Below are 26,589 nucleotides of genomic sequence, written 5' to 3'. Positions count from 1 at the left end.
CAGTAACGGTGCAGTAGCCATGCACTACCGCCGCGCGCGCTGAATCAGGCTCCGGCCGGACCGTGCTAGCGGGAGTCCGCATCCTCCGTCGTGTCGCTGCGTGGGATCGCGCTCGCGGGCCCGCTAGCACTCGTCGAAAGGACGACCGTTAGCCAGCATCTGGGTGGTCAGAGATGGAGTCGTTCTGCCAGGTCGGCGATGTTGATTGTGATGAGGAGTCGACGGGTCAGCTCGTGGAAGCCTGTGCGTGCGTTGACAGCTCGCATTCCGGTGTTGGCGACGGCGGTTGTGCTGGACAGGCGGCGTACGTTCGGCAGCTCGTCCGCGAGGCGGAGGGCCATGGCGGCCTTCACCCAAGTCGCCAGTCCATGTCGTCGGTGCTCACGTACGACGACTGTGTCCTCCTGGCCCACGTCGACGGTTGAGCGGCCGACCTCCACTGCGGTGAATGCCGCCACCGTGGACGTGCCGGCGACGACGGCGGCGGTGACCCAAAGTGCGACACCGCGGTCGGCGCGTTCGCGCTCACTTTGGCGTACGAGGTCGCGATCCCACTCCACGACTGCACCCGGCGGCAGGTGGTTGTTTGGCGCATCGGCGATCGCGCGCTTTGCCAGGGCGTACGAGTCGACCAGGAGGTCCGGCGCCTGGTCCGACCAGTGCACCAAACGGTAACCGTCATGGCCGGTAGCGACGTTGCGCTCAAGGGAATCACGGTCAAGGTTTTCGAAGTCCAGAACGTTGATGACGAGTTCGTCACCGACCGCGGCGCCGAGGTCGAGAGCAAATCTTGCGCCGGGTGTATCCGCGAGAACCGTAGTGGCGAGGATCTCCATCCCCGCAGCCCGCTGATCACGGACCACTTCGGTGAGAAGCGACCGACCGACGCCGTGGCCGCGCATTTCGGGCAGGACGTAGATACGCGCAAATGCCGTCTTCGGTTCGCCGGCGGGACGGACCTCCGCGGCACCAACCACAGTCCCGTCGAGATCACCAGCCCACCGGACAGTCCTCGGGTCGGCGAGCTGCTCACGGAGACGCTGAGAGGGTTGAGCAGGTGCGGGAGCATACTCTCCGCGCTCGATCGCCCCCACCGTACGCATCACGTCGCCCCACGCCACAAGCCGCAACTCATCAATATCGGGACGCAAAACGTCAACACCGACGGCGGGAATACGCACGTCCTCCAGACTAAACGCCATAAGTTTCATGCTGAGAGTAGATGGGCCACGACAAGGAGGACGGCAATGCGAGTGATCGGCGAAATCACGGTCTCGGCGGACGGGTACTCGGCTGGGCTCAATCAGACCGCGGAACGGCCGTTCGGCGATGACGGCGGCGACGGGTGGGGCGACAAGCTGCACGCCTGGTTCGCCGACGAGCCCGAGGAGAATCGGGCCGAGATCGACCAGCTGGGCACGTACGGGGCGGTCATCATGGGGCGCAACATGTTCGGCCCGGTGCGGGGCGAGTGGGACCGGCAGTGGAACGGCTGGTGGGGCGACAACCCGCCGTTCCACGTGCCGGTCTTCGTCCTCACCCACCACGCGCGCGAGCCGCAGCCGATGGAAGGCGGCACGACCTACCACTTCGTCACCGACGGCATCGAGTCCGCGCTGACCCAGGCACGCGCGGCGGCCGGCGACGGCATCGTCAGCATCCTGGGCGGCGCGACCACCATCAACCAGTACCTCGCCGCGGGCCTGATCGACGAACTGCGCCTGCACATCGCGCCCCTCACACTCGGCGCCGGGACCCGGATCTTCGAGGACGTGCCGCCGCTGAAGCTGGAGCAGGTAGCGGCGCGGGCAACGAACCTGGTCACACACGTGACCTACCGTGTCCTGTCGTGACGGTCTTCTCTGCTGGCCGGGCGGTTCGTCTCCGGCTGGAACGCAGTCGGCCGTGGGTATACCGAATTAGGGGAGGTGATCTAGCGCGGCCGGGCTCGCGTGCTCTTGGGGTCGGCGGCCCGTAGTTTCGTCGGCCATGGGAATTCCAGGGGTTTGGAGCTAGCGCTCCACTGTTCGTCCAGTTTGCGCAAGAGCGTAGTAGCGCGGTCGATGGCCTCGTCCGAATACGGACAAGGCTCCTGAGAGATGACTCCCCAGCTCTCCCGCACGTCGGCGTACGGCGTTGGCAACCGTTTCTCGACGGCTTCATGGATTACCGCCGCGATCGCGCCGACGATTCCGTCGGGGATGCCGAGCTCCCGTTCGGTCACCGCATGCGAGAGGTCGTGCGGTACGCGCCACTTGCGGGAGTACGACGAAAGCGTGAAAACCGCGCCATCCGCCCGGCGGATCAACGTAAGGCTCTCCCCGCGCGGATCATGCTGGAAGGTGAGCTCCATGCCATCCAGCGTGACGGCGCACCTGCATGTACACCAATGGTTTTTCTGCAGCCGTCATCCGTCTTTCAACTTCATCCGATATCGGCGTACTGCCTGCGTGGCGGGGACGTGATCGTTGGTGCGATGGGATCATTGGGCGTGCGGTGGAGTGGGTTTGGCAGACGGCCGATGACGTGGCTCGGCGTCGTTGCTGCGGTGTGTACGGGCTACGGGGGGATCGCGGTGATTGAGTTGACGTCCCGGGCCGACGAGGGGCAGGACTTTTTGAGTACGGGGCTCGCAGCTGTGGCGGATCCGGTGATTCTGGATGTTCAGGTGGGGCGAGGGGCGCCTCAGCTTGCGGACGTGCGGGTCGAGTTCGAGGGTGCGGGTCAGGGGCGCATTCAGACGGAGCTCTTGTGGATCGATTTGGATACGCCGATCCCGCGCGAGGAGGAGCATCAGAGCCCTGACTCGGGCAGCCGTTATGCGGCTCCGCTGAGGATTCTCTACTTTTCGGATGATCCCCACACAGCGATCGCCGAGGCCGACGCGTGGCGGCTGCTGGACAACCGCGACAAGTACCGACGATGGGCCGCGGCCTGTCTCGCTTTCGGTCTCATCTTGGTGGGAGGTCTGGTGACGATTCTTGTGCGGCGGCCGCGGGAGCGCGTTCGTGCTTAGGGTGGCGGCATGGTGAAGATCCGGATCGCGGTTGCTGCGCTGGTGCGGGATGGGCTTGTGCTGTTGGTGCATCGTCACCCGGGGCGGGAGGTATATCCCGACTGTTGGGATCTTGTTGGCGGTCATGTGGAGCCGGGGGAGTTGCCGAAACAGACCGTTGAGCGGGAGTGCTTTGAAGAGCTTGGGGTCCGCGTGCATGAGCCCGTACGCGTCCCGATGACTATCAGCGACCCGAACCTCGACATGTACGCGTTTCTAGTGACGCGCTGGGACGGGGAGCCGGTCAACGCCGAACCTGCGGAGCACGACGACCTGCGCTGGTTCCGGCCGAGTGACCTTGCGGACTTGAAGCTGGCGCACCCGGCGGGAGTGTCGAGCATTCTGAGTGCGGTCCACGTAGCGGGCAGGCGCTAAGAGGTTCTGGCTGCTTTCAGGTGTTCGAGGTAGCGGAGGCCGGCGACGGTTATGGCGCCGGCGGCGGAGACGAACGCGACGGCGAACCATCCCGCGGCCTGGATCACCGAATCGTTGGCTTCGATTGCCTGCGTGGAGAACAGGGTCAGGCCGACGCCCAGGGTGGTGAAGGCCCCGGCGGCCCGGGGCACGATCTCGGTTGCTGTGGACTGTCCGGTTGCCGACTTGGGTTGGCGGGTTGCGAGATAGTGCGGTAAGCCCCGGAACGGCAGTACGTATCCGATCGCGACGAAGGCAGCCGTCGCCCCGAACGCAAGGTACGCGGGAGCGTCGAGTGCGACGGCCATCGCGGCGAGGACGACTGCACCGATCACACCGGCGGCGAGAACCACCATCTTTCGAGGCACAGCGCAGACAGTACGGGTCAGGACGACGTACCGCCAAGGGTTCAATCGCGAGCCACCTGGGCTTGGTGTGTCACAAGGTCAATTCTTCGCCTTGCTTGAGGGCGGCGACTTCGTAGGACCCATTCTCGGTTGCGGCGAGGAAACGGGTGAGTTCGTTCGGTTTGGTTTCGTAGAAGTTGTTTAGGTGGAAGCCGTTGTAGTGGATGGGGATGGCGACTTTGGCGCCTAGGAGGCGGGCTGCGACGGCTGCGTGTTGGTCGTCGAGTGATGCGGGGAACGGGCTGGGTGGTTGACAGTGGGGGAAGCAGACAGTCGGACCGTTGATCGGAGTCAGCACCGCATCGAAGGGCCCGTACCGGTGGGCCGCGCGCCACCAGTATCCGTGGAACATGCTGTCGCCGAGGTGAATCACGCGTTTGCCTTCGGCCTCGATGGCCCAGGAGACTTGGGGGTCGCCCAAGGTGTCGACGGCCGGTACGGCAGCGATGGTGAAAGGGCCGATCTGGGTGGTCTGCCAGTAGCTCATTTCCATGCGTGGCAGGCGATGCTGGTCGAGCTCGGCATCGCCCTTGAGGGTCCAGAGATTCTCGTGGTCGTCGCCGCCGAACGAGGCCGGGTGCAGCACTTTCCCGCCCGGGCGAAGGGCGGTGGCGAGGGCGCCCGCGTCGGTGTGGTCGCGATGGAGGTGCGTGCACAACCCGGCCAGGACATCGCCCTCGGTCGCGGGTGGCACGACCGTGGGCAGCGGCGCTTCGAGTGGGGTGCCTTCCAAGACTCCTTCTGGCCGGCCGAGAAGGTCGATCACCAGGCTTTCGCCACCCGCTTCGAGCTCCACGCCCGCCCATCCCAGCCAGCGAACCTTCACAACACACTCCTTTAGTGGACGATCGTTCGCTAAAAGATATCAAACGAGTGTTCGTTAAACTGGGGTGCATGAGGAAGTCAGCGGACGAGGCGCAGCAGACCCGCGAGCGGATCGTGGCCGCCGGCGTGATGCAGTCGTCGGTCGAAGGTCTGTTCGGGCTGACCCTGGGTCCGCTCGCGGAGTCGCTCGGCATGAGCAAAGCCGGCGTGGTCGGCCCCTTCGGAAACCGGGAGGGCCTCCAGCTCGAGGTGGTGCGTCAGGCTGCCGACATGTTCACCGCCGCCGTCATCGAGCCCAGCGCGACCACCGCGGACGGGCTTCCCCGCCTGCGAGCGCTGATCGACGCATGGTGCGAGTACTTGGAGGCCAGCCCGTTCCCCAACGGATGTTTCGTTACCGCCGCCTCCTGCGAACTCGACGGCCGCCCCGGCCCGCTGCGAGACGCCATGCACGACGTCGTGTCCAGATGGCGCGGGTTCCTCCGGGAGCACATCACGATCGCTCAGGCAGCCGGTGACCTCCGCGGAGACCCGGACGACCTCGTCAGCATCCTCAACGGAGCCGCCATGTCAGCGAACCAAGAAATCCAACTACTCGGCGACCACGCCGCGGCGAAGCACGCCCGGCGCATCATGCACGCCTGCATCGCGCAGCTGCAGCCCTAGGACGCAGCATGGTGCTCGATCAACTGCCGGCGGCTTTCTGGGACGTCCCGTACGTAGGCTCGCGTTATCCCGGTTCCAAAGCGGTGCGCGATCGTCCCGGGATGGCGATCGGTGCGAACTGTCAGTTGTTCGCGTACGAGGTGCTGCGGCTGTTCGGCCTGGCAGCACCCGCTCTTCGTTCCAGCGAACTCTGGACCGACACGCAAGCGACGGTTCGCGTACTGGCCGCACGACCGCTCGACCTGCTGCTCTTCAACACCACCAACGATGCGTACGGCGCCCATGTCGGAGTCTGCGTGGAAGAGGAACGCGTACTGCACCTGTGCGCGGAGGCCGCACGCCCCGTCGTCTGGGACATGTCAGCTTTCACGAACCGCGAGCGCTACCAGGTCCTGGTCGGCATCAAACGCGTGATCACCACCCACCCTCCTGCCGCGACCAGCTCAGAGTCCCTCGGCAACCTCAAGCCCGAACCGCCGAACCGGAACGGCTAGCTCGCTGAGCCAGCGGGCGCCTTTCCTTTCCCCACGTTTCCCAGCCGAGGACAGTCGTGCCGGTTGCGTGCTTCCATGCTTAGGAGTTGTCGCCCGGTGCGGTGGGGTGGGTTTGTAGTAGGTGGTGGGTTAGTTGGTTGAGGTGGGCTGCTGTGGTTGGGTTGAAGGTGGGGTGGTGGAGGTTGAGTTGGGTGTCGAGGAGGAAGGCGCTCAGGGGGTCGTGGGGTGGTTTGTCGATGAGCTTGATGATGGGGACGATTGCCTGGTCGACTGGTTGGGCGGTGCGTTTCATTTCGGCGATTTGGGTGGCGGTGGCGGGGTCGAATTCGCCGGCGAAACCTGTTTGGGTGCCGCCGGGGAAGTGCAGTACGTAGCGCGTACGGTGCTGTTCGGCGGCGAAGGAGACGGCTAGGAGATCGTTGAGGCGACCGCCTTGGGCCATTGCGGTCCAGCCGTCGTAGTTGTGTTCGAGGCCTAGGTCCTGCCAATTCACGGTCGGTGGGCCGACGCCGGGGCCCGCGACGTTCACGATGACGGGATCGGCGGCCTGATCCATTCGATCGGCCAAACCGTGCGAGAGCAGGTAACGGCTCAAGTAGAACAGTGCGAAGTTGTGTTCGAATCCCTCGGTGGTCACCAATCGGTGGGAGCGGAAAAACCGTGCGCACAGGATGAGCGCATCGATCGCGGGCGTCGTTTCCTCCAGTACGTTGATGACCCGCCGGTTCTCGCTCACCAAACTGAGGTCGGCCTGAATGAACCGGCCACGCTCCCCGGCCAAATCGAGAAAGCGCTGTCCTTTCACGGGATCGGGTGCGATGACGATCACTTGATTGCCTCGTGCAACGTATGTACGGGCCAGCGCCGCGCCGATACCCGAAGTACCGCCCGTGATAACGACCGTCTTCATCGGACCGCCCTTGCGCGCATCCGGATCGCGGTCAAAAGGGCCGCGGCGGCAACCGCGCCCATGAGCAGAAACGCATCCGAGTACCCAGCGCCGGAAACGCTTGTGTGTAAGGGATTTGTCGCATCTCCGCCGCCTTCGCGCACCGCGGTCACGAGTACGCCGAAGATCGCCGGGCCGGCGCCCGCGCCGAGGAACTGGGCGCCCTGCAGCAGACCGAGGCCGACGCCGACCTGTGCTGTGGGCAACGATCCCGCCGCGGCACTGATGATTGGAGTGATCACGAAGATGAAGCCGATGCTCAGCCCGAGGACGCCGACGCCCGCGGGCACGACCGACGCACTCCCCGCAAAGGTGGACAGGAACAGCGCGAACACAAAGACGGCTGCGAGACCGGCGAGTACCAGCGGTCGCGTACCGATCCGGTCGGCGAGGCGGCCGATCAAGGGCGACAGGACGGCGATCGCGACGCCCGCAGGGACCATCACCAGAGCGCCCTCTCCCGGCGTGAGCCCGTTCACCTCGACGAGCAGCAGCGGCACGTACACCAAGGCGCCCAGGTTCACAGCCATCACCAGGAACGCGATCACGACCGAGGTGCGATAGGTGCGGTTGGCAAACAATGTTGGCGGTACGAACGGATGCGCGACCCGAGCGGTGCGCCAACCGAAGAGCGCGAGTGCAAGTACCGCCACCGTCAGACTCGCCCAAGAAGTCGGCGCCGACAGCCCGGCAACCTGCAACTGCGTGATGCCGAACAGCAGCAGCCCGGCGCCGACCCCGAGCAGCGCGCCTCCGACGAAGTCGAACTTGCCGGCATCGGACGGTCGCTCGTCAGGAAGTACGCGCAGGGCCGCCGGTAGAAGTACGAGCGCGAGCGCGAACATGCACCAGAACAGCGCGGACCAGCCCAGGTACTGGCCGATCCCGCCGCCCAGCGCAGGCCCCGCGGCGGTGCCGATGCCCGCGGACGCGGACAGTACGCCGATGCCCATGCCCCGTTGTCCTTCTGGCATGAGGCGCGTGACCGCGACGATCGCAAGCACCGGAATCGCGCCCGCGCCTGCTCCGGTGACGATGCGGCCGGCGACCAGTACGAGGAGGCTCGGTGCCAGTGCGCAGAGCAGACTGCCCGCCGCGTACACCGACAACGCGAAGCCGAAGAGCCGCCGCAGGCTGACGCGGTCCGAGATCCGGCCGTAGCAAGGGATGCCGATCGAGAACATCAGCAGGAAACCGGTGACGACCCAGGCGAGCTCCGCCTCGGAGGCGCCGAACTGTTTCCCGATCGACGGCAGCATCAGATTGACCATGTCGCTGGCGACGACCGTGACCAGCATGGCCGGCATCAGCAAGGCCAGCAGCGAGATCCGGACGGGGGCGCGCTCAGTAGTTGCCGCCATGCGATAAGTCCTCCGAGAAGGTAACTGATACTGGGATGGTTACAGTTAAGACGAAAAGCAAGGCCGGGACATGGCATCCCGGCCTGGTCAGCGCTGCAGGTTGAGTTCGCGTTCCTTTGCCAGCACCTGACGTACGAGGTGCGCGATCGTGGTACGCCGGAGCCGTTCATCCAGAGCCTCCTCGGCCGCGCGGAACTCGGCTTCGAGCAGCGCCTGGATGTTGCGCCCGACTTCGCATTCGGCGCTCGGCGGATGGGCGTGACCGGTGAGCACCGGCCCGGTTTCGACCGCGGCGTACGCGTCGTACAGCGTGATCGTCCGAGGCGCACGCGCCAGCGTCCACCCGCCCCCACGCCCTTCCGTCGACTGCACCAAGCCGGCGTCGCGCAACGTACCCAGAATGCGCCGAACCAGAACGGGATTGCTCTCCAAGCTGTCCGCGATATCCCCGGACGTCAACGTACGCTCCGACCACCGTGCCAGCATCGTCAGCGCATGAATGGCCACCGCACTCCTGCTGCTGACAGTCATCCACCCTCCCGCCATCGACCCAACTGACACTACCGTAGTTGCAGTTTCCGGCCCGGTCAATCAGCCGACCGTTTGGCGCCGGAGGCGAACCTGCCGGCCCCTTCAGAGCCCTTGGGCACCCGCGACCGGGCCTTGCCGACGACGCCCGCGTCGCTGCTGAACTGTTCGCGCAGCCCCTCGAACACCGGCTCGAAGCGCTGACGTTCAGCCGCGCTGATTCCATGCGACGCCGCAACGGTTCGCCAGTCTGCCGTCGCGTCGCTGACTTCGCGTAGCGTTTGCCGGGCTTCACTCGGGTCGAGGTCGAACGTCTCGGCGTACGCCATCAGGCCGGCGACCTCGTCCGTGCGGTGACGGGCGCCGCCGATTCCGGTCACACGCTCCTCGCCGACGACCGGATTCGGGTTGATGTCGAATGCGGGTGACAGCGTCCAGCCGGCGCCATCGCGCAGGAAGCCATGGTTGCGGAGATGGTCGTCGGTGTTGTGAATCGCGACCGAGAAGGCGATCCGCCGCCACAGCTGGTGCAGATCCGCGCGGACCCGGGCACCGTACTCGGGCAACGTTTCGGCGACATCGACGTAATCTCTGACCTCACCGTCGCGACCCTCGATCAGTGTCATCGCACTGATGTAACCCCGGCGCCGTCCGTTGTTCCGGTCGAACCGTTCGAGGACTAGGATGTGCCGGCCGTCGATCCCCAGCAGTTCGTTCGCCGGTACCTCGATCCCGGCCCGCTCGGCCAGGTCGAGCGCGGTCTTCTCCCAGGCCATCACGTCCCAGTCGTCGCCTCGGTGCGGGAACTTGGCGATCAGCAGGCGCTCCCCGTCACTGACCGATACCTTAGGCCGGGCGCCGCCGAGGGAGCCCGATCCGGCGTCCAGCAAGGCCTTGATCGCGGCGAGATCGTCGCCGCCGTCGTTGGCCACCTGGTCGGCGGCCCACAGCAGCCTGGGCAGTTCGATCAGCTTCGGCACCTGCAGGTCCGGATCGAGAAAGGGGCCGTCGGCATCGATCTTGAAGCGCAGTGCGCCTTGCCGGGTCAGATCGCTGACACCGAGCAGAAAGTCGATATCGCTGAGTGCCGGGGCGACCGGATTCTCCCGAAGTGCGAGTGCCTGCAGGCGTTTGCTGATCAGGTTCCGGCCCCACCGGTCCGGCGAACAGTCCGCGAACGCGCCGGGAAGGCCGTCGGTCTGGCCAGGGCCGGCGAACAACTCGAGGGCGGGATCGATGGCGTACGCGCCTTTGCGGCCGAGGTAGCCCGGGGCATAGCGGAAGGATGTGGAGGATGCGCCACGACGACGGGTGAAGTACGCCGTGCCGACATCGACGACCGCGCCGTCGATCTCGGTGGACACCAGCAGCGAATTCGTCATGGCCGGACCCGTTGTGGGAGGACCTCGTCCGCGCGTGCCCGGCCGAGCTCTGTCTCGTATGGATCGAGCGACTCGGCGACGCGGTCGAGCGCGCCCAGCACCCGGGCGACGTTGAGCAGGACATCGACGCTGACACTGGTCTCGCCTTGCTCCAGCCTCCGCAGCGTCCCACGCGAGATTCCCGCACGCTCGGCAACCTGCGCTGCTGTCAGCCCTTGCAACTTGCGCCACGCAGCAAGATGCCCGCCGACACGCTGCGCGGCCAGGCGGACGCGCGCCGGGGTGGGTCTGGACACCATGTCACCACCTAACTTAATGGCCGCCAGAGTGACCACTATACACGACAATGGTCGATCTAGCGGCCATTAACTACGGATGCTGGATGGCGAGCCGAACGGTCTGAGGGGTGGTTTGGGTTGGGTGGAGGTACGAGGGTTCGTGCGTGGTAAATGCCGCGACGGGTGGTGGATGGGGTGGACATACTGGGTGGCCATGGATGAGGTTGAGGTCGTTTTGGCGCACTCTGAGCGGGCTACGTTGCGGGTGGGGGACGTGTTCCTGAAGGTGGATGGGGATCAGGCGCGGATCGATCGTGAGGTGGAGGCGCTCGCGCTGGTGCCCGTGCCGGCTCCGCGGGTTTTGTGGCGGCAGCCGTCTGTGCTTGCGATCTCGGCGGTGCCGGGGACGGTGCTCGCGACGCTTGGCGAGCCGTCGACCGCGTCGCCGGCGGCGTGGGCCGCGGCAGGTGCGGCGGTACGGAAGTTGCATGATGCACCGCTACCGCCATGGACCAGCCGGGGCGGCCAGAACCTCGACAAGCTGGCGGCGGACCTTGACGCTGAGTGCGAGCGGTTGGTGTCCGGCGGGATCTTGCCCGCGGACCTGGTGACGCGCAACCGGGAGGTCGCGGAGGCGGCGCTCCGGCCGTGGACCCCGGTGTTCACGCATGGGGATCTGCACGTGGCGCATGTGTTCGTGGAAGGTGATGAGCTGACCGGCATCATCGATTGGTCCGAGGCGGGTAGTGGCGATGGGTTGCGCGACCTTGCCACGTTGACGCTTGCGCATCCGGACCGTCTTGGGGATGTCGTCGAGGGGTACGGTACGGGCGTTGATGTCGACGTGATTCACGCCTGGTGGTCAGTACGCAGCCTGCTCGCGACCCGTTGGCTGATCGAACACGACTTCGACCCGTTCACGCCAGGTGGGGAAGTGGACGTACTACGCGCCCGCATGTGATCCGCTGGCCGGAACCTCTTCGTAGGAGCGTTTTGCTGCACACGTAGGAGAGATTCTCCCCGTATATGCCGGAAACGCTCCTCGATCACCCGGTTAGGCGTTGAAGAGGTGCCAGGTGCCTTCGGAGATTACCTCGGTGGTGGATTCGGTGATTTTGACGGCGGATTCGTCGTCCAGGGCGTAGGTGGGGGTGGGGATGTGGGACGCCCAGAGTTTTGCGTTGGGGAGAGAGGCGTCGGGGTGGTCCGGGTGGTTCAGGTGGGGGATTACGGCGAAGTCCACCAAGCCGGCGCCTCGCCCGGTGACGAGGGTTCGGTTGACGTCGCCTTCGGGGGTGGTGAAGACGGCGGGTTCTGATTTGAGCGGGCGGTCTTCGCCGCGGGGCGGTTCTGTGTACGTTTCGACGAAGGTGGTTGCCGCGGCTATTGCGCCGGCGCTCACGCCTACGTACACGATTTCTGGACGCAGGGTGGGCAATAGGTCGGTGAGGCCGGAGCGGTGCATCCAGCTGGCCAAGTACAAAGGGTCGCCGCCCCAGACCAGGATTGCGTCGGTGTCGCGGACGGTTGGTTCCCAGGCGGATTTGTCGATGCTCGGAAGGGCTGTCAGTTCCAGGATTCCGAGGGATCTCCAGCCCAGGTTGCAGAGCGGTGACGGTGATTGGCCGGAGAGGGCACGCCAGGCCATTCCGGGGCCGCCGGGGAACGGGTAGATGGCGGTGGGGATGAAGAGGGCGTTCGATTCGGCGACGGGCTTGCCGAGGAGGTCGACCAGCGCGTCGTTAATGCTTGCGTTCTTGATCCCGGATGAGGTGAGGAGAGCTCTCATCGTTCCGCCTTCCTGGTGCCACGCTGCGATCGGTGCCGCCAACTGAACCTACCCGGCGCCGGACCGGATGTCAGGCGAGGATTCTCAGTGGGTTTTCGAGGAGTCCGGTCAGGGTGACGAGGAACTGGGTGGCCGGGGCGCCATCGATGATGCGGTGGTCGGCGGTGAGGGTGTAGCGGAGGCGTTTGCGGGCGCGCCGCCGGGGCCGGTGCCGGGGATTGTCGACAGATCGATGCCGCGTTCGCGGGCGATCCGGCGTACGAGCGGCGTTGCGAGCCGCCGCGCGCCAGGTCCGGACGGGTCTGGGGATACGGCGGGGGCGGACGGGTTGGGGGAGGTGGATGGGGTGGTGGGGGTGAGACGGGCTATGGGGTGCCGATGGGGGCAGTTTCGCCTTCTGGGACGAGGATTTCGGTGAGGGTGCCGGGTTCGTGGGCCTCTTGTTCCATCAGGGCCTTGTCGGTTTCGATCTCCACCAGGACGTCGCTGGCGGCTACGAGGTCGCCGGGTTGTTTGTGCCAGCTGGCGATCGCGCCTTCGGTCATGGTGTCGGACAGGCGGGGCATGAGGATGTCAGTCATGGGTCCTCTTCAACAGGTCGGCGGCCGGCGGGTCGGGTCAGTGGTGGCGGGCTACGGCGGTCAGGGTTGGCGGATGGCTGTGGCGGCGTCCTCGGGGGATTGGAGGGCGGCGGTTTCGAGGGACTTCGCGTAGGGCGTCGGCACCTCCGCCATCGCGACCCGGCGTACCTTCTCGGCGAACCGCACCGTCAACGCCTACTCGGCCTTCGCCCCGCCCCGACCCGCGCGGCGGCCAAAGCCCATGCCCGCGCCGCCCTCGCCGTGGTCTGAAGAATCGCCAGTGCGGAGAGCGCGGTGAGTACGAGCACGATGCTCGCCATCGGTACGGCAGTGTGCTCCCCGCCGAGGCCCGCGATCGGCGCGATGACACCGGCCATGCACCACTGCAGGAAACCAAGTAGCGCCGAACCGGTACCAGGATGTTCGGGTACGGCGCCTGACGCGAGCGCACCGGCATTGGGCCCGATCAGTCCTTGAGCAGTCATCAGTACGAAGAACCCGATCAGCGCGATCACCAACGGCATCCCGAACAGTGCGCCGACGAACAGCAGTACGCCCGCGATGCCGGTTGTCAACAATCCGACGCTGATCACCCGCTGAGTCGGAACGCGCCCGGCGAGCCGTCCGGCAATCAGCGTGGCGATGGTCAGGCCAACGGCATTGAACGCGAAGTCCACCGAGTACGCGACCGGCGACAGGCCGTTCATCGGCTGAAGTACGAAGGACGAGGTGGCCACGTACGCGAAGATCGTGCCCATCGAGAACGCGAACACCACGAGGTAGCCGGTGAACACGCGCTCCCGCAGCACCTGCCCGGCCGAGGCGACCAGCTCGGTGAGACTGCCTAGATGCCGCGCAGCCAAGGTCTCGGGTACGCCGACCGCAACCGCGATCACCATCACCGCGGCCAGACCGGCAACGACCCAGAACGACACCCGCCAGTGCGAGAACTGCAAGATCATTGCCCCAAGCAACGGCCCCACGATCGGCGCGACTCCGGCGACCCCAGCGACCAGGTTCATCGCCCGGACCAGCCGCGGCCCCGAAGTCAGGTCGACGACGATCGACCGCGCGATCACCATCGCCCAGCCGCCGCTGAACCCCTGGATCAACCGGGCAAACATCATCACCCCGATGGCCGGGCTGACGCCGCACAGCACCGACGCGGCCGTCAGTACCAGCAAGGAAACCAGCAGCGGACGCCGTCGCCCGACGCGATCCGAGAACGGCCCGCCGAAAAGCTGGCCCAAGGCCATGCCGACGAAGAAGGTCGTCAGCGTGAGCTGTACCTCAGTGGCATTTGCGTCGAGATCGCGGGCGACAAGAGGGAACGCCGGTACGTACATGTCCGTGGCCAGCGGGGCGATCGCGGTGATCAGTACAACTGTCCCGAGTACCGTGGTGGTCAGTGCAGCCTGCCGCGATCGGATCACTGCACCAGGAAACGCGCCGTCCATGGCCGCGAGGAAGTCACGCTCCTGAGGTGTACCGGCAGGGCACCCCTCGCGCGGCGCGTTGCCGGTACCGTCGATGGCATGGACAACAAGGCCGAGGTCCGCGAGTTCCTGATTTCGCGCCGGGCCAAGCTGACGCCGGCCGACGTCGGATTGCCGACAATCGGACAGCGGCGGGTGCCCGGTCTGCGGCGGAGCGAAGTCGCGATTCTGGCCGGAGTGAGCATCGAGTACTACGCGAAGCTCGAGCGAGGCGCGATCGCGGGCGCGTCGGCCGCCGTACTGGAGGGGCTCGCGCAGGCGCTTCGGCTCGATGACACCGAGCGGACGCATCTGCTCGATCTCGCCCGGGCGGCCGATGGCATCCCGTCCTCCGGTCGCCGGCGGCGTCGGTCCACCGGGCAGATGGCGAACCGGCCGAGTCTGCAATGGGCGCTGGAGGCAATCACTGATGGGGTCGCGTTCGTTCGCAACCCGGCGCAGGATCTGCTTGCGACGAATGCGCTCGGCCGCGTGTTCTACTCGCCGGTGATCGGCGACGGCGGGCGTACGCCGAACCTGGCGCGATTCCAGTTCCTCGACCCGGCGGCGCGTGAGTTCTACCCGGACTGGGATCTGTTCGCGCAGATGTGCGTTGCGATCATGCGTGCGGAGGCCGGTCGCGACCCGCATGACCGTGGTCTGCAGGACCTGGTGGGGGAGCTCTCCACTCAGAGCGAGACCTTCCGGCGGCTGTGGGGCGCGCACGACGTCCGCACCCACGGCGCCGGCACCAAACGTTTCCACCACCCGGAGGTCGGCGAACTCACGCTGGTCTACGAGGAGCTCGCGCTCACCGCTGATCCCGGCCTGGTCCTGCTCGTCTACACCGCCGAACCCGGCAGCCCATCCGCCGAGAAACTCCACCTTCTCGCCAGCCTCGCCGCCGAGCAGAAGCAGCAGATGAACAGGTAGTACACCCGCGAGACACCGTACACACGAGGCCCGCCACGCTCAGGTGCACTACCCAGCACCACACACCTCCTGTCGAACCGCCGAAAGAACATCAGGCGGGGCAGCATCAGACGGATGCTGAGCGGTGGCAGGCGGGTGGGCGTCAGGGGCGGTGGAGGGTGATGTTGCCGCCGTGGGTGCGGGCTCGGAGGGTGACTGTGCGGGTGGGGTTGGTGGGGGCTTCGAGGTCGTTGAAGATCCGGCCGACCGAGGTGTGCGCGTCCACGGTTGCGGTGGTGCCTTCGGGGATGCCGACCTCGACTTCGCCGGTCGGGGTGTACAGGTCGACCGTGCCCGTGCCGAGCTCGCCGACGCGGATGTTTCCGGCAGCCGTACGGGCCTTGACCGTCGTCGCGACCGCGTCCACGCAGATGTCGCCGGTGGCTGACTTGGCGCGCAGTTCGCCGCTGACCTTGTGGATGCGGATGTCCCCGTTCGCCGTCTTCAGTTCGCACGCGCCGACCTCGCCCTCGACGACGTACGCGCCCTTGGCCGTGTACCCCTGAAGATCCGACCCGGTCGGCAGCTGGACGAGGACCTGCACCGATCCGTACCGCTTCATGAACACCGTCCGCAGCTTCGGGTGCTTGATCTGCAGTTTGCCGTCGGTGAACTCGACCACGACCTGCTCGGCGGCCTTCACGTCCAGCGCCCAGCCCGGGTCGGTCGGCCGCACCTCGACCACGGTGTCGGTACGGTCGCCGGCGCTGACCGTGATGTCTCCGAAGATGATGTCGACGGCGACGGTGATCGGCGCGGGGGTGCTGAAGGTGGTCATCTCTGTGCTCCTCGGTCGAATGTGGTGACCGGCTGTCCCGATCACGCGGACTGGTGACCGGCTAGCCGATCACGTGGTCTGCTGACCGGCTGTTCCGGTCACGAGAGCAACTCTGCTGAGCTGTCCTGACACCGCGCCGCCACGGCGAGCGGGCCGGCGCGGACATGGGTGCTGACACGGTGTAGGCGCGGTGTCAGACCGGTGTCAGGGCGTCCGCCGAAGGTGATGACATGACAACTTCGGCGATCGCGGTCACTGGACTGCGCAAGACATTCGGCGACAAGACAGTGCTCGACGGCATCGACCTCGAGGTCCCCGCGGGCACCGTCTTCTCCCTGCTCGGCCCGAACGGGGCCGGCAAGACGACAACCGTCAACGTGCTCACCACGCTGACGAAGGCCGACGGCGGCACGGTCCGGGTGGCCGGGCATGACGTCGTGTCCGAGCCCAAGGCGGTGCGGTCCGCGATCGGGGTCACCGGCCAGTTCGCCGCGGTGGACGAGTTGCTCACCGGCCGGGAGAACCTGCAACTGATGGTCGACCTGTCGCCGGCCCGATCGAAGAGCACTCGGATTGACGACAAGCAGATTGTCAACAATCTCCTGGAGCGATTCGACCTGGTGGAGGCGGCTGACAAGAGCACGGCGACGTACTCAGGTGGGATGCGCCGCAAGCTCGACCTGGCGATGACGCTGATCGGCGATCCGCGGATCATCTTTCTGGACGAGCCGACCACCGGTCTGGACCCGCGCAGCCGCCGGACGATGTGGACAATCGTCCGCGAACTGGTGGCCGACGGCGTGACCATCTTTCTCACCACGCAGTACCTGGACGAGGCCGACGAGCTGGCCGACCGGATCGCGGTGCTGAACAACGGCCGATTGGTTGCCCAGGGCACCCCGGACGAGCTCAAGCGGCAGATCCCCGGTACTCACGTCCGGTTCCGCTTCGGCAGCGCCGACGAGCTCGACGCGGCCGCGGCGATCATGCCCGGTGCGACCCGCGACGACGACGCGCTGACCCTGCGGGTGCCCAGCGACGCCGGCACCAAGTCGGTCCGCGCCCTGCTCGACCGGCTCGACGACGCCGGCCTGGACGCGGACGAGTTCTCCGTCCACACCCCTGATCTCGATGACGTCTTCCTGGCCCTGACCGGCCACGACACCCAGACCGGCGGCGACAGCCTGACCGGCAACGACAACGCGGAGGTAGCAGCGAAATGAAGAACCCCTCGATCGTGATGCTGCGCCGCAACTTCAAGCACATCGCCCGCAATCCCATCTCGGTGTTCAACGCCGTCCTGATGCCGGTCGTGGTGATGCTGATGTTCGTCTACATGCTCGGTGACGCATTCAGCGTCGGCGTCCCGTACGTCGACTACGCAACGCCCGGCATGCTCTTGCTGGCGGTTTGCTACGGGCTCGGCGCGGTCGCGACCTCGGTGAACTCCGACATGACCAAGGGCATCATCAACCGGTTCAAGGTGATGGACGTACCCCGCGGCGCGGTTCTGACCGGGCATGTGATCGCCAGCCTGCTGACCAACCTGATCGCGATCGCGGCGATCATCGGGGTCGCGTTCGCGCTCGGCTTCAACCCGTCGGCGAACGCGGTCGAGTGGCTCGGCGTGATCGGGCTGGTCGTCCTGCTCGGCCTCGCCACCGGCTGGCTGACCGTCGCGCTCGGCCTCGCGGCCAAGACCCCGGAGACGGCCGGCCTGTCCTCGGTCCCGCTGGTGATGCTGCCGTTCTTCAGCAGCGCGATCGTTCCGGCCGACAAGATGGGTCCAGGCGTCAAGCAGTTCGCCGAGTACCAGCCGTTCACGCCGATCATCGAGAGCCTGCGCGGCCTGCTCAGCGGTTCGGCGGCTACCAGCGACCTGCTCGCGGCGCTGGCCTGGCTGGTCGGGATCGCGGTCGTCGGGTACGTCTGGGCGACCGCGACGTTCAAGAAGCGAGCGTGATGTTCAAGAAGCGACCGCGACCTTCAAGAAGCGAGCGTGACCGCGACCAGTTCGTGCCAGTCCGCCTGCCGTCCCTCCTCCGTCGCCTCGGTGAACTTCCGGTCACCGAGGCGGCGGCGCGTCTCGGCCTCGATCCGGGTCAGGTCCGGGTTGGACCGGTCCGGCAGCCCGCGAAGGGCAGCGCTCGCGGCCAGCAGCCGGGCGGCCTGCTCGTACTGCTCGGTCCGGACGGCCAGATCCGCCACGCCGACGAGCACCTGAGCGATCCCCGGCGGATGCGGGCTCTCGCTCACCGCCTGCACCGCCGCGCTGCGGTGCTCCCACGACTCGTCGACGTCATCGGTCAGGTATCCGAGGAGGTCGAACCGCATCGCCCGCAAGTTCGGCCGCTCGGCGTCAGCACCCAGCAGCGTGGTCGTGAGGTTCAGTTGGCGGCGCGCTTCGTCGGCATCGCCGCGCCAGTGCGCGAGCTCGGCCTTGGCCCGGGCGAGCTCGACCAGCGCTTCCGGCCAGGCGACCCGTTCCGCCTGGCGCTGCGCGTCCGCCATCGCCGCTGCACTCGCCTCGTGATCGCCGGCCAGCCAGTACAGCTGGGCCTGCCGCGACAGCAGCCGGACCGTGTCCTCGGCGGCGCCGACTTCGTTCGCGACCTCGACCGCCTGGCGGAAGTACTCGCAGGCCTCAGTGAACTCGCCGCGGACGGCCAGCCGGTCGGCCAGCTCGGTCAACGCGAACGAGATGCCCCACCGCTCACCGATCGCCCGGAATTCGGCCAGCGCGGCTTCGAGCGCCGCATCCGCCTCCCGATCGCCATCACCGAGCATGATCCGCATCTTCCCGGTCTGCAGCCGCGCCAACGCCCGTACCCAGGGGTCGTCGTCAGTCAGCTGCGGCTCGAACGCGGACACGAACGCACTCGGACCCGCCAGCAGCCGCTCCAGCGCTTCCGCGAGCGTCACCGCCGGGTGCGTGTTCCGGACCCGGCGGCTGACCTCGGCGGCTTTCCGGATCCATTCCTCAGCGCTGGTCTGATCGCGCCCGCGCCCCGACGTCATGAATCCGGTGACGAACGCGTACACGACCGCCAGGACCTCGTCCGGCACCTCGCCGGGCACGTCCGGCGCCGCCATCAGGAACTCGCTGCCCTCGACCTTGTGCCCCGCGAACCACCAGTACCAGCCGGCCGCGGCCCCGAGCCGCATCGCGAGCTCACCCTCGCCGGCGCCGAGCGCCCAGCGCATCGCGGCGGCGATGTTGTCGTGCTCGGGTTCGACAATCGCGAGCCATTCGAGCTGCTCCGCGCGGCGCAAGTGCGGGTCCGCGGTGTTGGTCAGCTCGGTGAAGTGCGCGACATGCGTACGCCGCGCCGACACCGCCTCGTTCGCTTCGTCGAGCCGCTGCTGGGCGTACTCCTTGATCGTGCCAAGCATCCGGTACCTGGGGGCGCCCTCGTCCTTTGTCACCACCAGGGACTTCTCGGTCAGCGCGGTGAGCAGATCGAGCACCTCCCACGACTCGACCGAGCCGCCCGCGCAGACCTCTTCGGCCGCTTCGAGGCTCGCGCCGCCGGAGAACACCGACAACCTGCGCAGTACGGACCGCTCGGCGTCCGACAACAGCTCCCAGCTCCAGTCGATGACCGCGCGGAGCGTGCGGTGGCGGGGGAGCGCGGTACGGCTGCCGCCGGTGAGCAGGCGGAAGCGGTCGTCGAGACGGGTCGCGAGCTGCTCGAGCGACATGGTGCGCAACCGGGCCGCGGCGAGCTCGATCGCGAGCGGCATCCCATCCAAGGCGCGGCAGATCCGGGCCAGCGTTTGCGGATCGGTGACGAGGTCCTTGCGTACGGCGGTGGCCCGATCTTGCAGCAGCCGGACCGCTGGCGACGCGTCGATCTCGTCCGGATCGGCCGTCTCCCGTGGCAGGACGAGCGGCGCGACCGGCCACAGTGCTTCGCCGGTGATGCCGAGCGGTTCGCGACTGGTCGCCAGGATGCGCAGTCGCGGGCATTCGCCCAGTACCCGATGCGCGAACGTCGCCGCGGACTCGATCACGTGCTCGCAGTTGTCGAGAATCAGCAGCATCGCGCGTTCCCGCACCGCCGCGATCACTCGGTCGGTCGGGTCGGTGTCGGGCGCCTCGCCGAGCAGCGCGTCGCGGAGCGCGAGGGCGCTGAGCGTTGCCTGCGCGACGTCGCCGTCCGGGTGGATGGCCGCGAGCTCGACCATCCAGGCGCCGTCGGGCAGATCGGCGAGCAGCGTACGCGCCGTCTCCGCGGACAGCCGCGTCTTGCCCGAACCGCCCGGACCGATCAGCGTGGTCAGCCGATGGTCGCCAATGAGTTCGCGTACGGCGGTGATGTCGGCGTCCTTGCCGACATACGTGGTCAATTCCTCGCGCAGGTTGGTGTTGCGCTTCTCCTCGCGGCGCACCAGTTCGCCGCGGAGCAGCGCGACGTGCAGCGCGGACAGTTCGGGCGAGGGGTCGACGCCGAGCTCGTCGGCGAGGGTCTCCCGGGTACGTTCGTACACCCGGAGTGCTTCGGTGTCCCGACCGGATGCGACCAAGGAGCGCATCAGCGCGGCGACGAGGCGTTCGCGTACGGGATGTGCTTGGACGAGATCGGTCAGCTCGGTGACGAGGTCCGCGCCGTGGCCGAGGGTGATCTCCGCGTCGTAGCGATCCTCCATCGCGGTCAAGCGCAGACCGTCCAGGCGGGTGACGGCCGCGTCGAAAGCACCGCTCTCCGTCAGTCCGACATCCTGCATCGCGGCGCCCCGCCACAACCCGAGCGCTTCCCGAAGCAGCCGTACGCCCTGCGAGTCCTGGTCGCTCCGCGCCCGCGCCACCAGCCGCTCGAACCGAACCGCATCCACCGCCTCCGGCTCGACCTGCAACCGGTACCCCTCCGGCTGCCCCTCGACCGGCAGCACCTTCCGCAACCGCGAAACCAGCCGCTGCAACGCATTCGCGGCGTCCGCCGGCGGCTGCTCACCCCAAATCCAGTCCACCAGCGTCGCCTTGGGCACCACCCGCCCCGGCTCCAGCGCCAGCGCGATCAACAACCCCCGCAACCGCGCCCCCGGCACGTCGACGACGCCCCCATCGTCCCCACGCACCTCAAACGGCCCCAACATCCCAATCTGCACCCACCCGATCTTGCCACGTACGAGATCACTCGCGACGCCGCGAGACCTCCCGAACGCACTCGACGACCAGATCAGGCCGATCGAGCTGCAGATAGTGCCCGGAATCCGGCACCACCAGATGCCGCCCTCGCGCCTGGGCCGCCAGCTCCTCCTGAACCGCGATCACCCGCGGCGTGAACTTCTCCGGCCGTCCCTTGGTCGCGGTCAGCAATACGACCGGCACGCTCGGCCACACCGCACTCGCACGGTACGCCGCGAGGTCGTCCAGGTGCTCGAGAATCATCGGCAGCTCGTCGAGGTAGGCGAGAAGTTGCTCGTCGGTCTGCAGGTAGGACAGGCAGGCCTGACGCAACAGTTCGCCGACGGGTACGGCGGTGTCGACGCTGCGCACGACATCCTCGGCAAGTTCGTGGCCGAAGGCAACCACATCGTCGTACCGCGAATCGGCTGACGCGGGCCGGGTCCGGTCCGGGCGCCGGCCCATCGCCGCCCGTTCGTCGGCGGTGAGTTCCTGCCAGAAGACCTCATGCGCTGGATCGAGCAGTACCAGCCCGGTGACGAGGTCGGGTCGGTTCCAAGTGGCCAGCTGGGCAAGTAGTCCACCCCAGCTGTGCCCCACGATGATCGAAGGTCCCGCCTGCTCGAGTACGGCGATGAGGTCCCCGAGCTGGAGATTCAGATCGAGCGGTACCGGAGTGCTCCCGCCGTACCCAGCGCGGTCGTACGCGATCAGGTGATGATCCGGCGCCAGGGCCTTGAACACCGCCGCAAAGCCGACGACCGGAGACATTGCACCCGCCTCGAACACGACGCTCGGCGAGGCCGAGCCGGCTTCGAGCCAGGTGAGGACGCGGTTGCCCCGGTTGATTGTCCTTCGGGTCACACCGCCGACCAGCGCGTCGATGGCGGCACCGGAGTCGTCCGACGGCGGGTTCATGGGCACCTCGCTGGTTGCTGATGGGTGCCTTGGAGATTAGCGGTGCTTGGTGGTGTGGTCCCGGAGGATGAGAGGGAGGGTGAGGGTGGCTAGGAGGGTGCCTAGGCAGGGGATTGTGGGGAGGGGGGCTCCTAGGTGGAGGGGGAGGGCGGCTAGGGCGGGGACGAAGCTGATGCCTAGTTGGAAGGCGGAGACGGTGGTGGCGCCGGCGAGGGTGGGGGCGGTGGGGGCGAGGGTGAAGATGCGGCCGTAGATGGCGGGGTTGAGGATGAAGCCCGCGACGCCCAGGAGGAAGACGAGGGGGATTACGGCGGATGCGTGGTGGGCGAGGGTGGCGATGAGGGCTGAGGTGGTGAGGATGCCGATGGTGCCGGTGGTGAGGGCCAGGTGGGGGCGGCGGTCGGCGATTCGGCCGCCGATTGCCAGGCCGAGGTAGGCGCCGAGGCCGAAGAGGACCAGCACGGGGGCGGTCCAGGTGGTGGGGATGCGGGTGGTGCGGGTGAGCAGCTCGGACAGGTAGCTGAAGGTGATCATGTACGACGCGGTCGTCAGCAAGGTGATTGCTAGAACTGTCCACAGGCGCGGTTGACGGAGCGTACGCAACTCTCTTCGGAGATTTGTATCTGGTGATTTGGTCGTTGGTTGGGGGCGGTGAGGCGTGGCGAGGGTGATCGTGATGGCGGCCAGGACGGTGAGGGTTACTACTAGCCAGAAGCCGCTTTGCCAGCCGGTTCGGTAGCCGAAGGCGGTGCCGGCTGGGCCACCGAGGATCATCGCGAGGCTGAGTCCGCTGACCACGACGCCGGATGCACGGGCAGCTCGATCAGCTGGTACCAGACTCACTGCGGTGACGGCGGCGACCGCGAAGAACCCCGCGTACGCCAAGCCGGCGAGGAAGCGCGTGATCAGCAGCGCCTCGTACGTCGAGATGAGCAGACCGATCGCGATACAGAGGGCGAAAACAAGCTGGGTGAGTACGAGAGCCGTACGCCGCGGCCAGCGCCGGCTGATCACCGCGAACGGCGGCCCACCGATCACCACACCGATCGCGAACGCGGTGATCAGCCCACCCACCGTCGCGAGGTCGACGTGCAGCCCGCTCGCGACCGCGGGCAGTACGCCGGCGAGCAGGAACTCCGAGCTCCCCATCGCAAACAAGCTGAACCCCAGCAGGTACACGGCAAACGGAAGCCGCCCGGGCGTACGAGGGGCGCGCGACTGCTCTTGACCGGCGGCTCCACCGGCCGCGGGTGCTGCGCCGACGGGGGCGGGCGTACCTCCAGGTGATGGTTCTTCGGTTCTCATGCTGCAACGGTCGGCGGCGATGTGCTGGATCGGCAACTTTCGTTGCTGGAACTGGGACGGCTGGGATCTGCTGTTGAGATGCCGACCACCCAGAGCACGCAGAACGTGCAGAACGTGCAGAACGCCATTGACGCCGCGCTCGACCGCCTCGGGCCACGACTGCGCCGGATTCGCGAGCAGAAGGATCTCTCGCTGGCCGCCCTCAGCCGTTCGACCGGGATCTCCACCAGCACACTCTCACGCCTGGAATCGGGTCAGCGCCGCCCGGCCCTCGACCTGCTGCTCCGAATCGCCGCCGCCCTCGCGGTCCCCCTCGACACGATCATCGCCGCCCCTCGACTGGTCGCCGGACCGCACCCCGGCGCCGGTGGGCGGACCTTCCTGACGTTGACCGCGAGTCGATCGGTGAACGAGGCAACAAAACTCACGATCGCGAGCGGTGAGTCCGACGTGTTCCTTCGCACGCACCCAGGATCCGAGTGGCTCTATGTGCTCAGCGGGCGGCTTCGGCTGGTTCTGGGTGCGGAGGATCTGGTCCTCCGCCCCGGCGACGCGGCTGAGTTCGATACCCGGCATCCGCACTGGTTCGGGGCCGTCGGCAACGGTCAGGTCGAGGTGCTCAGCTTGTTCAGTGCTGAAGGGCGCCGGGTACGCGTGCGCGCCCGCTCGGTCAGCCGGCCGCTTTCTTGATCAAGGCAACGATCTTCTTCTCGATCGCGGGCGTCAGCTTGATCAGCGCGTACGAGGTCGGCCAAAAGTCGCCGTCGTCGAGCAGCGCTTTGTCGCTGAAACCGAGCGTCGCGTACCGGGCCTTGAACTTCGCCGCGTCCTGGAAGAAACACACGTTCTTCCCGCCCTTCACCCAGCCGGGCATGCCGTACCAGAGTTTCGGCGTCAGCTCCGGGGCGACCTCGGCGATCAGTTCGCTCAGCCGTTCCGCGATCACCCGGTCCGCGTCGGCCATCCCGGCGATCTTCGCGCGCTGCGCCTCGGCCGGGTCCTCGGTGCTCTTGAGCTCCTTGGCGCGCTCCTTCATCGCGTCCCGCTCCGCCTCGGTGAACCCGTCGTACGACTTCTTCTTGGTGGCCATCGAAGTGCCCTTCCCGGTGGTCTGTCTGAACACCACCTACCTTAGGAACCCGCGCCCGGCGGACGCTTCTTGAAAACTGATCGATCCCCGGCGGTTACAGTGGCGCCCATGTACGCCGACCTGCCCACCGAGCTCGAAACCGAACGGCTGCGACTGCGGCCCTGGCAGCCGGCGGACGCGGAGGCGCACCGCGGGTTGTGGATCGAGCGGGATCCGCGGGCGCTGCGCCGGATCGACGCCGACGGGCGGCCGACGGTCGAGGAAATGCGCGGTTGGCTGATCGAGAACCCGTTGTGCGCCGCGCCGGGCCTCGGTCTGCTGCCGATCGAGCTGCGGTCGACGGGGGAGTTCGTCGGGTACTGCGGGCTGACCGTCGGGCAGGCGTCCTTCGAGGAGCCCGAGATCGCGTACGAGTTGGCGCGCCGTGCGCACGGTCACGGGTACGCGACCGAGGCCGCCCGCGCAATAGTCGATGCGGCGGCGGGTACGGGCCGGAGGCGGTTGTGGGCGACCGTACGCGAGTGGAACGCACCGTCCTTCCGGGTGCTGGAAAAGCTAGGTTTCGAGCGAAGCGATCGCGTCACGGAAAACGCCGAACACGGCAACTCGATCTGGATGAGCCGCGCGCTGCGCTGAAACCTCAGCCGTTCGCGTACAAACAGAACGGGTGACCCGCCGGGTCAATCAACACCCGAACACCCTCCTGCGGCTGAAACCCGGCAACCTTCGCGCCCAGCTCAACCGCATGCTCGACGGCCGCATCGAGCTCGCCGACCTCGATGTCCAGATGCATCATCATCTGTTGCTGCCCTTCGGCCGCCGGCCACACCGGTCGAGCCCAGGGCGCGGACGTCTGCCGCTGGAACGCCAGGTAGGTCTCCGAGTTGCCCGGCACGGCCAGCGTGAACTCGGTCGGCTCGTTCTTGTGGATCTCCCAGCCCAGGACCGCGTGGTAGAACAGGCCGAGCGCCTGCGGATCCGGCGCGTCGATCACCGTCCCGAACCAGTGCCCGTTCTTGGATCGGCCTCGTAGCATGCGGGTCTCCTCTCCTTGGTGTACGAGACTAGACGCGTGAACCGACAAGATGACGTGGCTGCCGAGGGGGAGCCGGAGGCGGAGTTCAATCCGGGGATCGCGGGGCGGCTGCCGCGGAAGACGGCCGCGGGTGGTGCGCTGATCCGGGATCGGGGTGGGCGGATTCTCTTTCTCGAGCCGACGTACAAGCCGACGCTCGACATCCCTGGTGGGATCGTGGAGGAGAACGAGTCGCCGTACGAGGCGTGCCGGCGCGAGGTGAAGGAAGAGATCGGCCTCGACCTGGAGATCGGCCCGCTACTCGTCGTCGACTGGATTCCGGCCGCGGGCCCGTGGCCGGACGCCCTCGCCTTCGTCTTCGACGGCGGAATCCTCGACCACGACGCCCTCGACCACGACGCCCTCGCACGCGCCGCGGCCGACCCGACCGAGCCCCACGCGGACCCGGCCGCGCTCACCCTCGACCCCACTGAGGCGCGCGCTTACCACTACCTCACGCTTGCCGAAGCCACGCCTCGTCTCCGCCCGTCCATGGCCCGCCGCCTCGCCCTGGCCGAGCGGGCCCTGACCACCGGCATCTCCGTCTACGCCGACTTCGGCAGGTCCTAGATGCACACGATTCCCTATGTAGCGAAACAGAACATCACCATCGTCGCGATCGACGACACCCTCGAAGCATCCGCCGTACGCGCCACCCTCGAGGGCTTCAACTACCGCACCACCACGCACTGGGTCGGCTCCCGTGCCGAACTGCTCAAGCTGCTGGCCGGTGAAATCCCGACCGACGACGTCGTGATCCTGTCCTGCCACGGCGACGACCACGGCATCCTGGTCCCGGACGAGCCGACGGCCACGCCTGCCGATATCCGCGACCACGCCCACCTCAACGGAAAGACGGTCATCAACCTCGGCTGTCTCACCGGCGCCGGCGACCTCCCTGCCGCGTTCAAGCATGCGGGTACGGCCGCGTACGTCGCGCCGATCGACTACCCGGACGGCAGCGCCGCGCTGGCTTTTGTCAACAATCTGCTCTTCCTGCGCACGTACGACATCCCCCTCGACCAGGCAGTGCGGCGCGCCGCCGCCGTACACCCGGAGTGCGCGCAGTTCCAGCTGCACCACTCTTGACCTCAACGTTGGTTCAGGTTTTAGCGTCGG

The 26,589-nt window shown here is 67.1% G+C and carries 32 protein-coding genes and 2 pseudogenes; 13 read left to right on the top strand and 21 right to left on the bottom strand.

Annotated elements, in window-relative coordinates; genetic code table 11:
- Window positions 1-167: 167 nt before the first annotated feature.
- Window positions 168-1,211: a GNAT family N-acetyltransferase gene (locus tag ABD260_RS30335; RefSeq protein ID WP_344239014.1), complete on the bottom strand. Its 1,044-nt coding sequence runs from the start codon at window positions 1,209-1,211 to the stop codon at window positions 168-170.
- Window positions 1,212-1,247: 36 nt separating this feature from the next.
- Here ABD260_RS30335 and ABD260_RS30330 point away from each other — a divergent pair, with 36 nt between their 5' ends.
- Complete coding sequence (locus ABD260_RS30330; protein WP_344239012.1) at window positions 1,248-1,853, top strand: dihydrofolate reductase family protein; 606 nt, start codon at window positions 1,248-1,250, stop codon at window positions 1,851-1,853.
- An 80-nt stretch (window positions 1,854-1,933) separates the two neighbouring features.
- Here ABD260_RS30330 and ABD260_RS30325 read toward each other — a convergent pair whose 3' ends face one another.
- On the bottom strand, window positions 1,934-2,353 hold the full coding sequence (locus tag ABD260_RS30325) for a hypothetical protein (protein ID WP_344239010.1): 420 nt from the start codon (window positions 2,351-2,353) through the stop codon (window positions 1,934-1,936).
- 36 nt (window positions 2,354-2,389) lie between these two features.
- Between ABD260_RS30325 and ABD260_RS30320 the strand changes: the two genes are divergently transcribed.
- Window positions 2,390-3,016 carry a hypothetical protein gene (locus tag ABD260_RS30320; protein WP_344239008.1) on the top strand — a complete coding sequence of 209 codons (627 nt, stop codon included), beginning with the start codon at window positions 2,390-2,392 and terminating at the stop codon, window positions 3,014-3,016.
- A 9-nt stretch (window positions 3,017-3,025) separates the two neighbouring features.
- Window positions 3,026-3,430 carry an NUDIX domain-containing protein gene (locus tag ABD260_RS30315; protein ID WP_344239006.1) on the top strand — a complete coding sequence of 135 codons (405 nt, stop codon included), beginning with the start codon at window positions 3,026-3,028 and terminating at the stop codon, window positions 3,428-3,430.
- Here ABD260_RS30315 and ABD260_RS30310 read toward each other — a convergent pair.
- Complete coding sequence (locus ABD260_RS30310) at window positions 3,427-3,837, bottom strand: hypothetical protein (RefSeq protein WP_344239004.1); 411 nt, start codon at window positions 3,835-3,837, stop codon at window positions 3,427-3,429. The genes ABD260_RS30315 and ABD260_RS30310 overlap by 4 nt on opposite strands.
- Window positions 3,838-3,907: 70 nt before the next feature.
- Entirely contained in the window at window positions 3,908-4,702 is a 795-nt protein-coding gene (locus tag ABD260_RS30305; protein ID WP_344239002.1) for an MBL fold metallo-hydrolase, read from the bottom strand.
- A 68-nt stretch (window positions 4,703-4,770) separates the two neighbouring features.
- Between ABD260_RS30305 and ABD260_RS30300 the strand changes: the two genes are divergently transcribed.
- On the top strand, window positions 4,771-5,367 hold the full coding sequence (locus ABD260_RS30300; protein ID WP_344239000.1) for a TetR/AcrR family transcriptional regulator: 597 nt from the start codon (window positions 4,771-4,773) through the stop codon (window positions 5,365-5,367).
- Between the two features lie 8 nt (window positions 5,368-5,375).
- Window positions 5,376-5,861, top strand: coding sequence for an NlpC/P60 family protein (locus ABD260_RS30295; protein ID WP_344238998.1), 486 nt, complete (start codon window positions 5,376-5,378; stop codon window positions 5,859-5,861).
- A 79-nt stretch (window positions 5,862-5,940) separates the two neighbouring features.
- Here ABD260_RS30295 and ABD260_RS30290 read toward each other — a convergent pair whose 3' ends face one another.
- The 5 genes from ABD260_RS30290 to ABD260_RS30270 form a co-directional block, all read right to left on the bottom strand.
- Window positions 5,941-6,771: an SDR family NAD(P)-dependent oxidoreductase gene (locus tag ABD260_RS30290; protein WP_344238996.1), complete on the bottom strand. Its 831-nt coding sequence runs from the start codon at window positions 6,769-6,771 to the stop codon at window positions 5,941-5,943.
- Window positions 6,768-8,171 (bottom strand): MFS transporter, encoded by a 1,404-nt coding sequence (locus tag ABD260_RS30285; RefSeq protein WP_344238994.1) that lies wholly within the window; start codon window positions 8,169-8,171, stop codon window positions 6,768-6,770. The genes ABD260_RS30290 and ABD260_RS30285 overlap by 4 nt, the downstream gene beginning before the upstream one ends.
- Window positions 8,172-8,258: 87 nt before the next feature.
- Window positions 8,259-8,702: an Rrf2 family transcriptional regulator gene (locus ABD260_RS30280; RefSeq protein WP_344238992.1), complete on the bottom strand. Its 444-nt coding sequence runs from the start codon at window positions 8,700-8,702 to the stop codon at window positions 8,259-8,261.
- A 56-nt stretch (window positions 8,703-8,758) separates the two neighbouring features.
- Complete coding sequence (locus ABD260_RS30275; RefSeq protein WP_344238990.1) at window positions 8,759-10,081, bottom strand: type II toxin-antitoxin system HipA family toxin; 1,323 nt, start codon at window positions 10,079-10,081, stop codon at window positions 8,759-8,761.
- Window positions 10,078-10,380: a helix-turn-helix domain-containing protein gene (locus ABD260_RS30270; protein WP_344238988.1), complete on the bottom strand. Its 303-nt coding sequence runs from the start codon at window positions 10,378-10,380 to the stop codon at window positions 10,078-10,080. Before ABD260_RS30270 ends, ABD260_RS30275 begins: the two co-directional genes overlap by 4 nt.
- A 193-nt stretch (window positions 10,381-10,573) precedes the next feature.
- Between ABD260_RS30270 and ABD260_RS30265 the strand changes: the two genes are divergently transcribed.
- Window positions 10,574-11,320: a phosphotransferase family protein gene (locus ABD260_RS30265; protein ID WP_344238986.1), complete on the top strand. Its 747-nt coding sequence runs from the start codon at window positions 10,574-10,576 to the stop codon at window positions 11,318-11,320.
- 93 nt (window positions 11,321-11,413) lie between these two features.
- Here the strand turns inward: ABD260_RS30265 and ABD260_RS30260 are convergent, their stop codons facing one another.
- The 6 genes and pseudogenes from ABD260_RS30260 to ABD260_RS30245 form a co-directional block, all read right to left on the bottom strand.
- Window positions 11,414-12,148, bottom strand: coding sequence for a Type 1 glutamine amidotransferase-like domain-containing protein (locus ABD260_RS30260; RefSeq protein WP_344238984.1), 735 nt, complete (start codon window positions 12,146-12,148; stop codon window positions 11,414-11,416).
- 70 nt (window positions 12,149-12,218) lie between these two features.
- Window positions 12,219-12,332 (bottom strand): annotated as a pseudogene (locus ABD260_RS37680) (2-oxo acid dehydrogenase subunit E2); the annotation flags it as partial.
- A 23-nt stretch (window positions 12,333-12,355) separates the two neighbouring features.
- Window positions 12,356-12,517: pseudogene (locus ABD260_RS37675) on the bottom strand (E3 binding domain-containing protein); the annotation flags it as partial.
- Window positions 12,514-12,729, bottom strand: coding sequence for a lipoyl domain-containing protein (locus tag ABD260_RS30255; protein WP_344238982.1), 216 nt, complete (start codon window positions 12,727-12,729; stop codon window positions 12,514-12,516). The gene ABD260_RS30255 and the pseudogene ABD260_RS37675, both read right to left, overlap by 4 nt.
- A 60-nt stretch (window positions 12,730-12,789) precedes the next feature.
- Window positions 12,790-12,915 carry a hypothetical protein gene (locus ABD260_RS30250; protein WP_344238980.1) on the bottom strand — a complete coding sequence of 42 codons (126 nt, stop codon included), beginning with the start codon at window positions 12,913-12,915 and terminating at the stop codon, window positions 12,790-12,792.
- A gap of 2 nt (window positions 12,916-12,917) precedes the next feature.
- Window positions 12,918-14,162 (bottom strand): multidrug effflux MFS transporter, encoded by a 1,245-nt coding sequence (locus ABD260_RS30245; protein WP_344238978.1) that lies wholly within the window; start codon window positions 14,160-14,162, stop codon window positions 12,918-12,920.
- A 102-nt stretch (window positions 14,163-14,264) separates the two neighbouring features.
- Here ABD260_RS30245 and ABD260_RS30240 point away from each other — a divergent pair, with 102 nt between their 5' ends.
- Window positions 14,265-15,137, top strand: a complete 873-nt coding sequence (locus ABD260_RS30240; protein WP_344238976.1) for a helix-turn-helix transcriptional regulator — start codon at window positions 14,265-14,267, stop codon at window positions 15,135-15,137.
- Between the two features lie 142 nt (window positions 15,138-15,279).
- On the opposite strand, the gene ABD260_RS30235 is transcribed toward ABD260_RS30240, so the two are convergent.
- Window positions 15,280-15,954: a DUF4097 family beta strand repeat-containing protein gene (locus tag ABD260_RS30235; protein WP_344238974.1), complete on the bottom strand. Its 675-nt coding sequence runs from the start codon at window positions 15,952-15,954 to the stop codon at window positions 15,280-15,282.
- A 230-nt stretch (window positions 15,955-16,184) separates the two neighbouring features.
- Between ABD260_RS30235 and ABD260_RS30230 the strand changes: the two genes are divergently transcribed.
- Both ABD260_RS30230 and ABD260_RS30225 read left to right on the top strand, forming a co-directional pair.
- Window positions 16,185-17,177: an ATP-binding cassette domain-containing protein gene (locus ABD260_RS30230; RefSeq protein WP_344238972.1), complete on the top strand. Its 993-nt coding sequence runs from the start codon at window positions 16,185-16,187 to the stop codon at window positions 17,175-17,177.
- The gene (locus ABD260_RS30225; RefSeq protein WP_344238970.1) at window positions 17,174-17,917 is read left to right on the top strand and encodes an ABC transporter permease; all 744 of its coding nucleotides are present in this window, start codon (window positions 17,174-17,176) and stop codon (window positions 17,915-17,917) included. Before ABD260_RS30230 ends, ABD260_RS30225 begins: the two co-directional genes overlap by 4 nt.
- A 23-nt stretch (window positions 17,918-17,940) precedes the next feature.
- Here the strand turns inward: ABD260_RS30225 and ABD260_RS30220 are convergent, their stop codons facing one another.
- The 3 genes from ABD260_RS30220 to ABD260_RS30210 are packed head-to-tail and all read right to left on the bottom strand — an operon-like array spanning window position 17,941 to window position 23,149.
- A complete protein-coding gene (locus ABD260_RS30220; protein ID WP_344238968.1) occupies window positions 17,941-21,051 on the bottom strand; it encodes an ATP-binding protein in 3,111 nt (1,036 codons plus the stop codon).
- Between the two features lie 37 nt (window positions 21,052-21,088).
- Complete coding sequence (locus tag ABD260_RS30215) at window positions 21,089-22,000, bottom strand: alpha/beta fold hydrolase (protein WP_344238966.1); 912 nt, start codon at window positions 21,998-22,000, stop codon at window positions 21,089-21,091.
- 36 nt (window positions 22,001-22,036) lie between these two features.
- Complete coding sequence (locus ABD260_RS30210) at window positions 22,037-23,149, bottom strand: MFS transporter (protein WP_425553432.1); 1,113 nt, start codon at window positions 23,147-23,149, stop codon at window positions 22,037-22,039.
- 234 nt (window positions 23,150-23,383) lie between these two features.
- Between ABD260_RS30210 and ABD260_RS30205 the strand changes: the two genes are divergently transcribed.
- On the top strand, window positions 23,384-23,995 hold the full coding sequence (locus ABD260_RS30205) for a helix-turn-helix domain-containing protein (RefSeq protein WP_344238964.1): 612 nt from the start codon (window positions 23,384-23,386) through the stop codon (window positions 23,993-23,995).
- Here the strand turns inward: ABD260_RS30205 and ABD260_RS30200 are convergent.
- Complete coding sequence (locus ABD260_RS30200; RefSeq protein ID WP_344238962.1) at window positions 23,976-24,428, bottom strand: iron chaperone; 453 nt, start codon at window positions 24,426-24,428, stop codon at window positions 23,976-23,978. The genes ABD260_RS30205 and ABD260_RS30200 overlap by 20 nt on opposite strands.
- Before the next feature lie 75 nt (window positions 24,429-24,503).
- Here ABD260_RS30200 and ABD260_RS30195 point away from each other — a divergent pair, with 75 nt between their 5' ends.
- Complete coding sequence (locus ABD260_RS30195) at window positions 24,504-25,031, top strand: GNAT family N-acetyltransferase (protein ID WP_344238960.1); 528 nt, start codon at window positions 24,504-24,506, stop codon at window positions 25,029-25,031.
- A 4-nt stretch (window positions 25,032-25,035) separates the two neighbouring features.
- Here the strand turns inward: ABD260_RS30195 and ABD260_RS30190 are convergent, their stop codons facing one another.
- Entirely contained in the window at window positions 25,036-25,431 is a 396-nt protein-coding gene (locus ABD260_RS30190) for a VOC family protein (protein ID WP_344238958.1), read from the bottom strand.
- 36 nt (window positions 25,432-25,467) lie between these two features.
- Between ABD260_RS30190 and ABD260_RS30185 the strand changes: the two genes are divergently transcribed.
- Window positions 25,468-26,040 (top strand): NUDIX domain-containing protein, encoded by a 573-nt coding sequence (locus ABD260_RS30185; protein ID WP_344238956.1) that lies wholly within the window; start codon window positions 25,468-25,470, stop codon window positions 26,038-26,040.
- A complete protein-coding gene (locus tag ABD260_RS30180) occupies window positions 26,041-26,559 on the top strand; it encodes a hypothetical protein (RefSeq protein WP_344238954.1) in 519 nt (172 codons plus the stop codon).
- Window positions 26,560-26,589 lie beyond the last annotated feature (30 nt).

The sequence above is a fragment of the Kribbella hippodromi genome, from assembly GCF_039531045.1.
Taxonomy (GTDB): Bacteria; Actinomycetota; Actinomycetes; order Propionibacteriales; family Kribbellaceae; genus Kribbella; species Kribbella hippodromi.
This window is presented reverse-complemented; position numbering and strand designations above follow the sequence as displayed.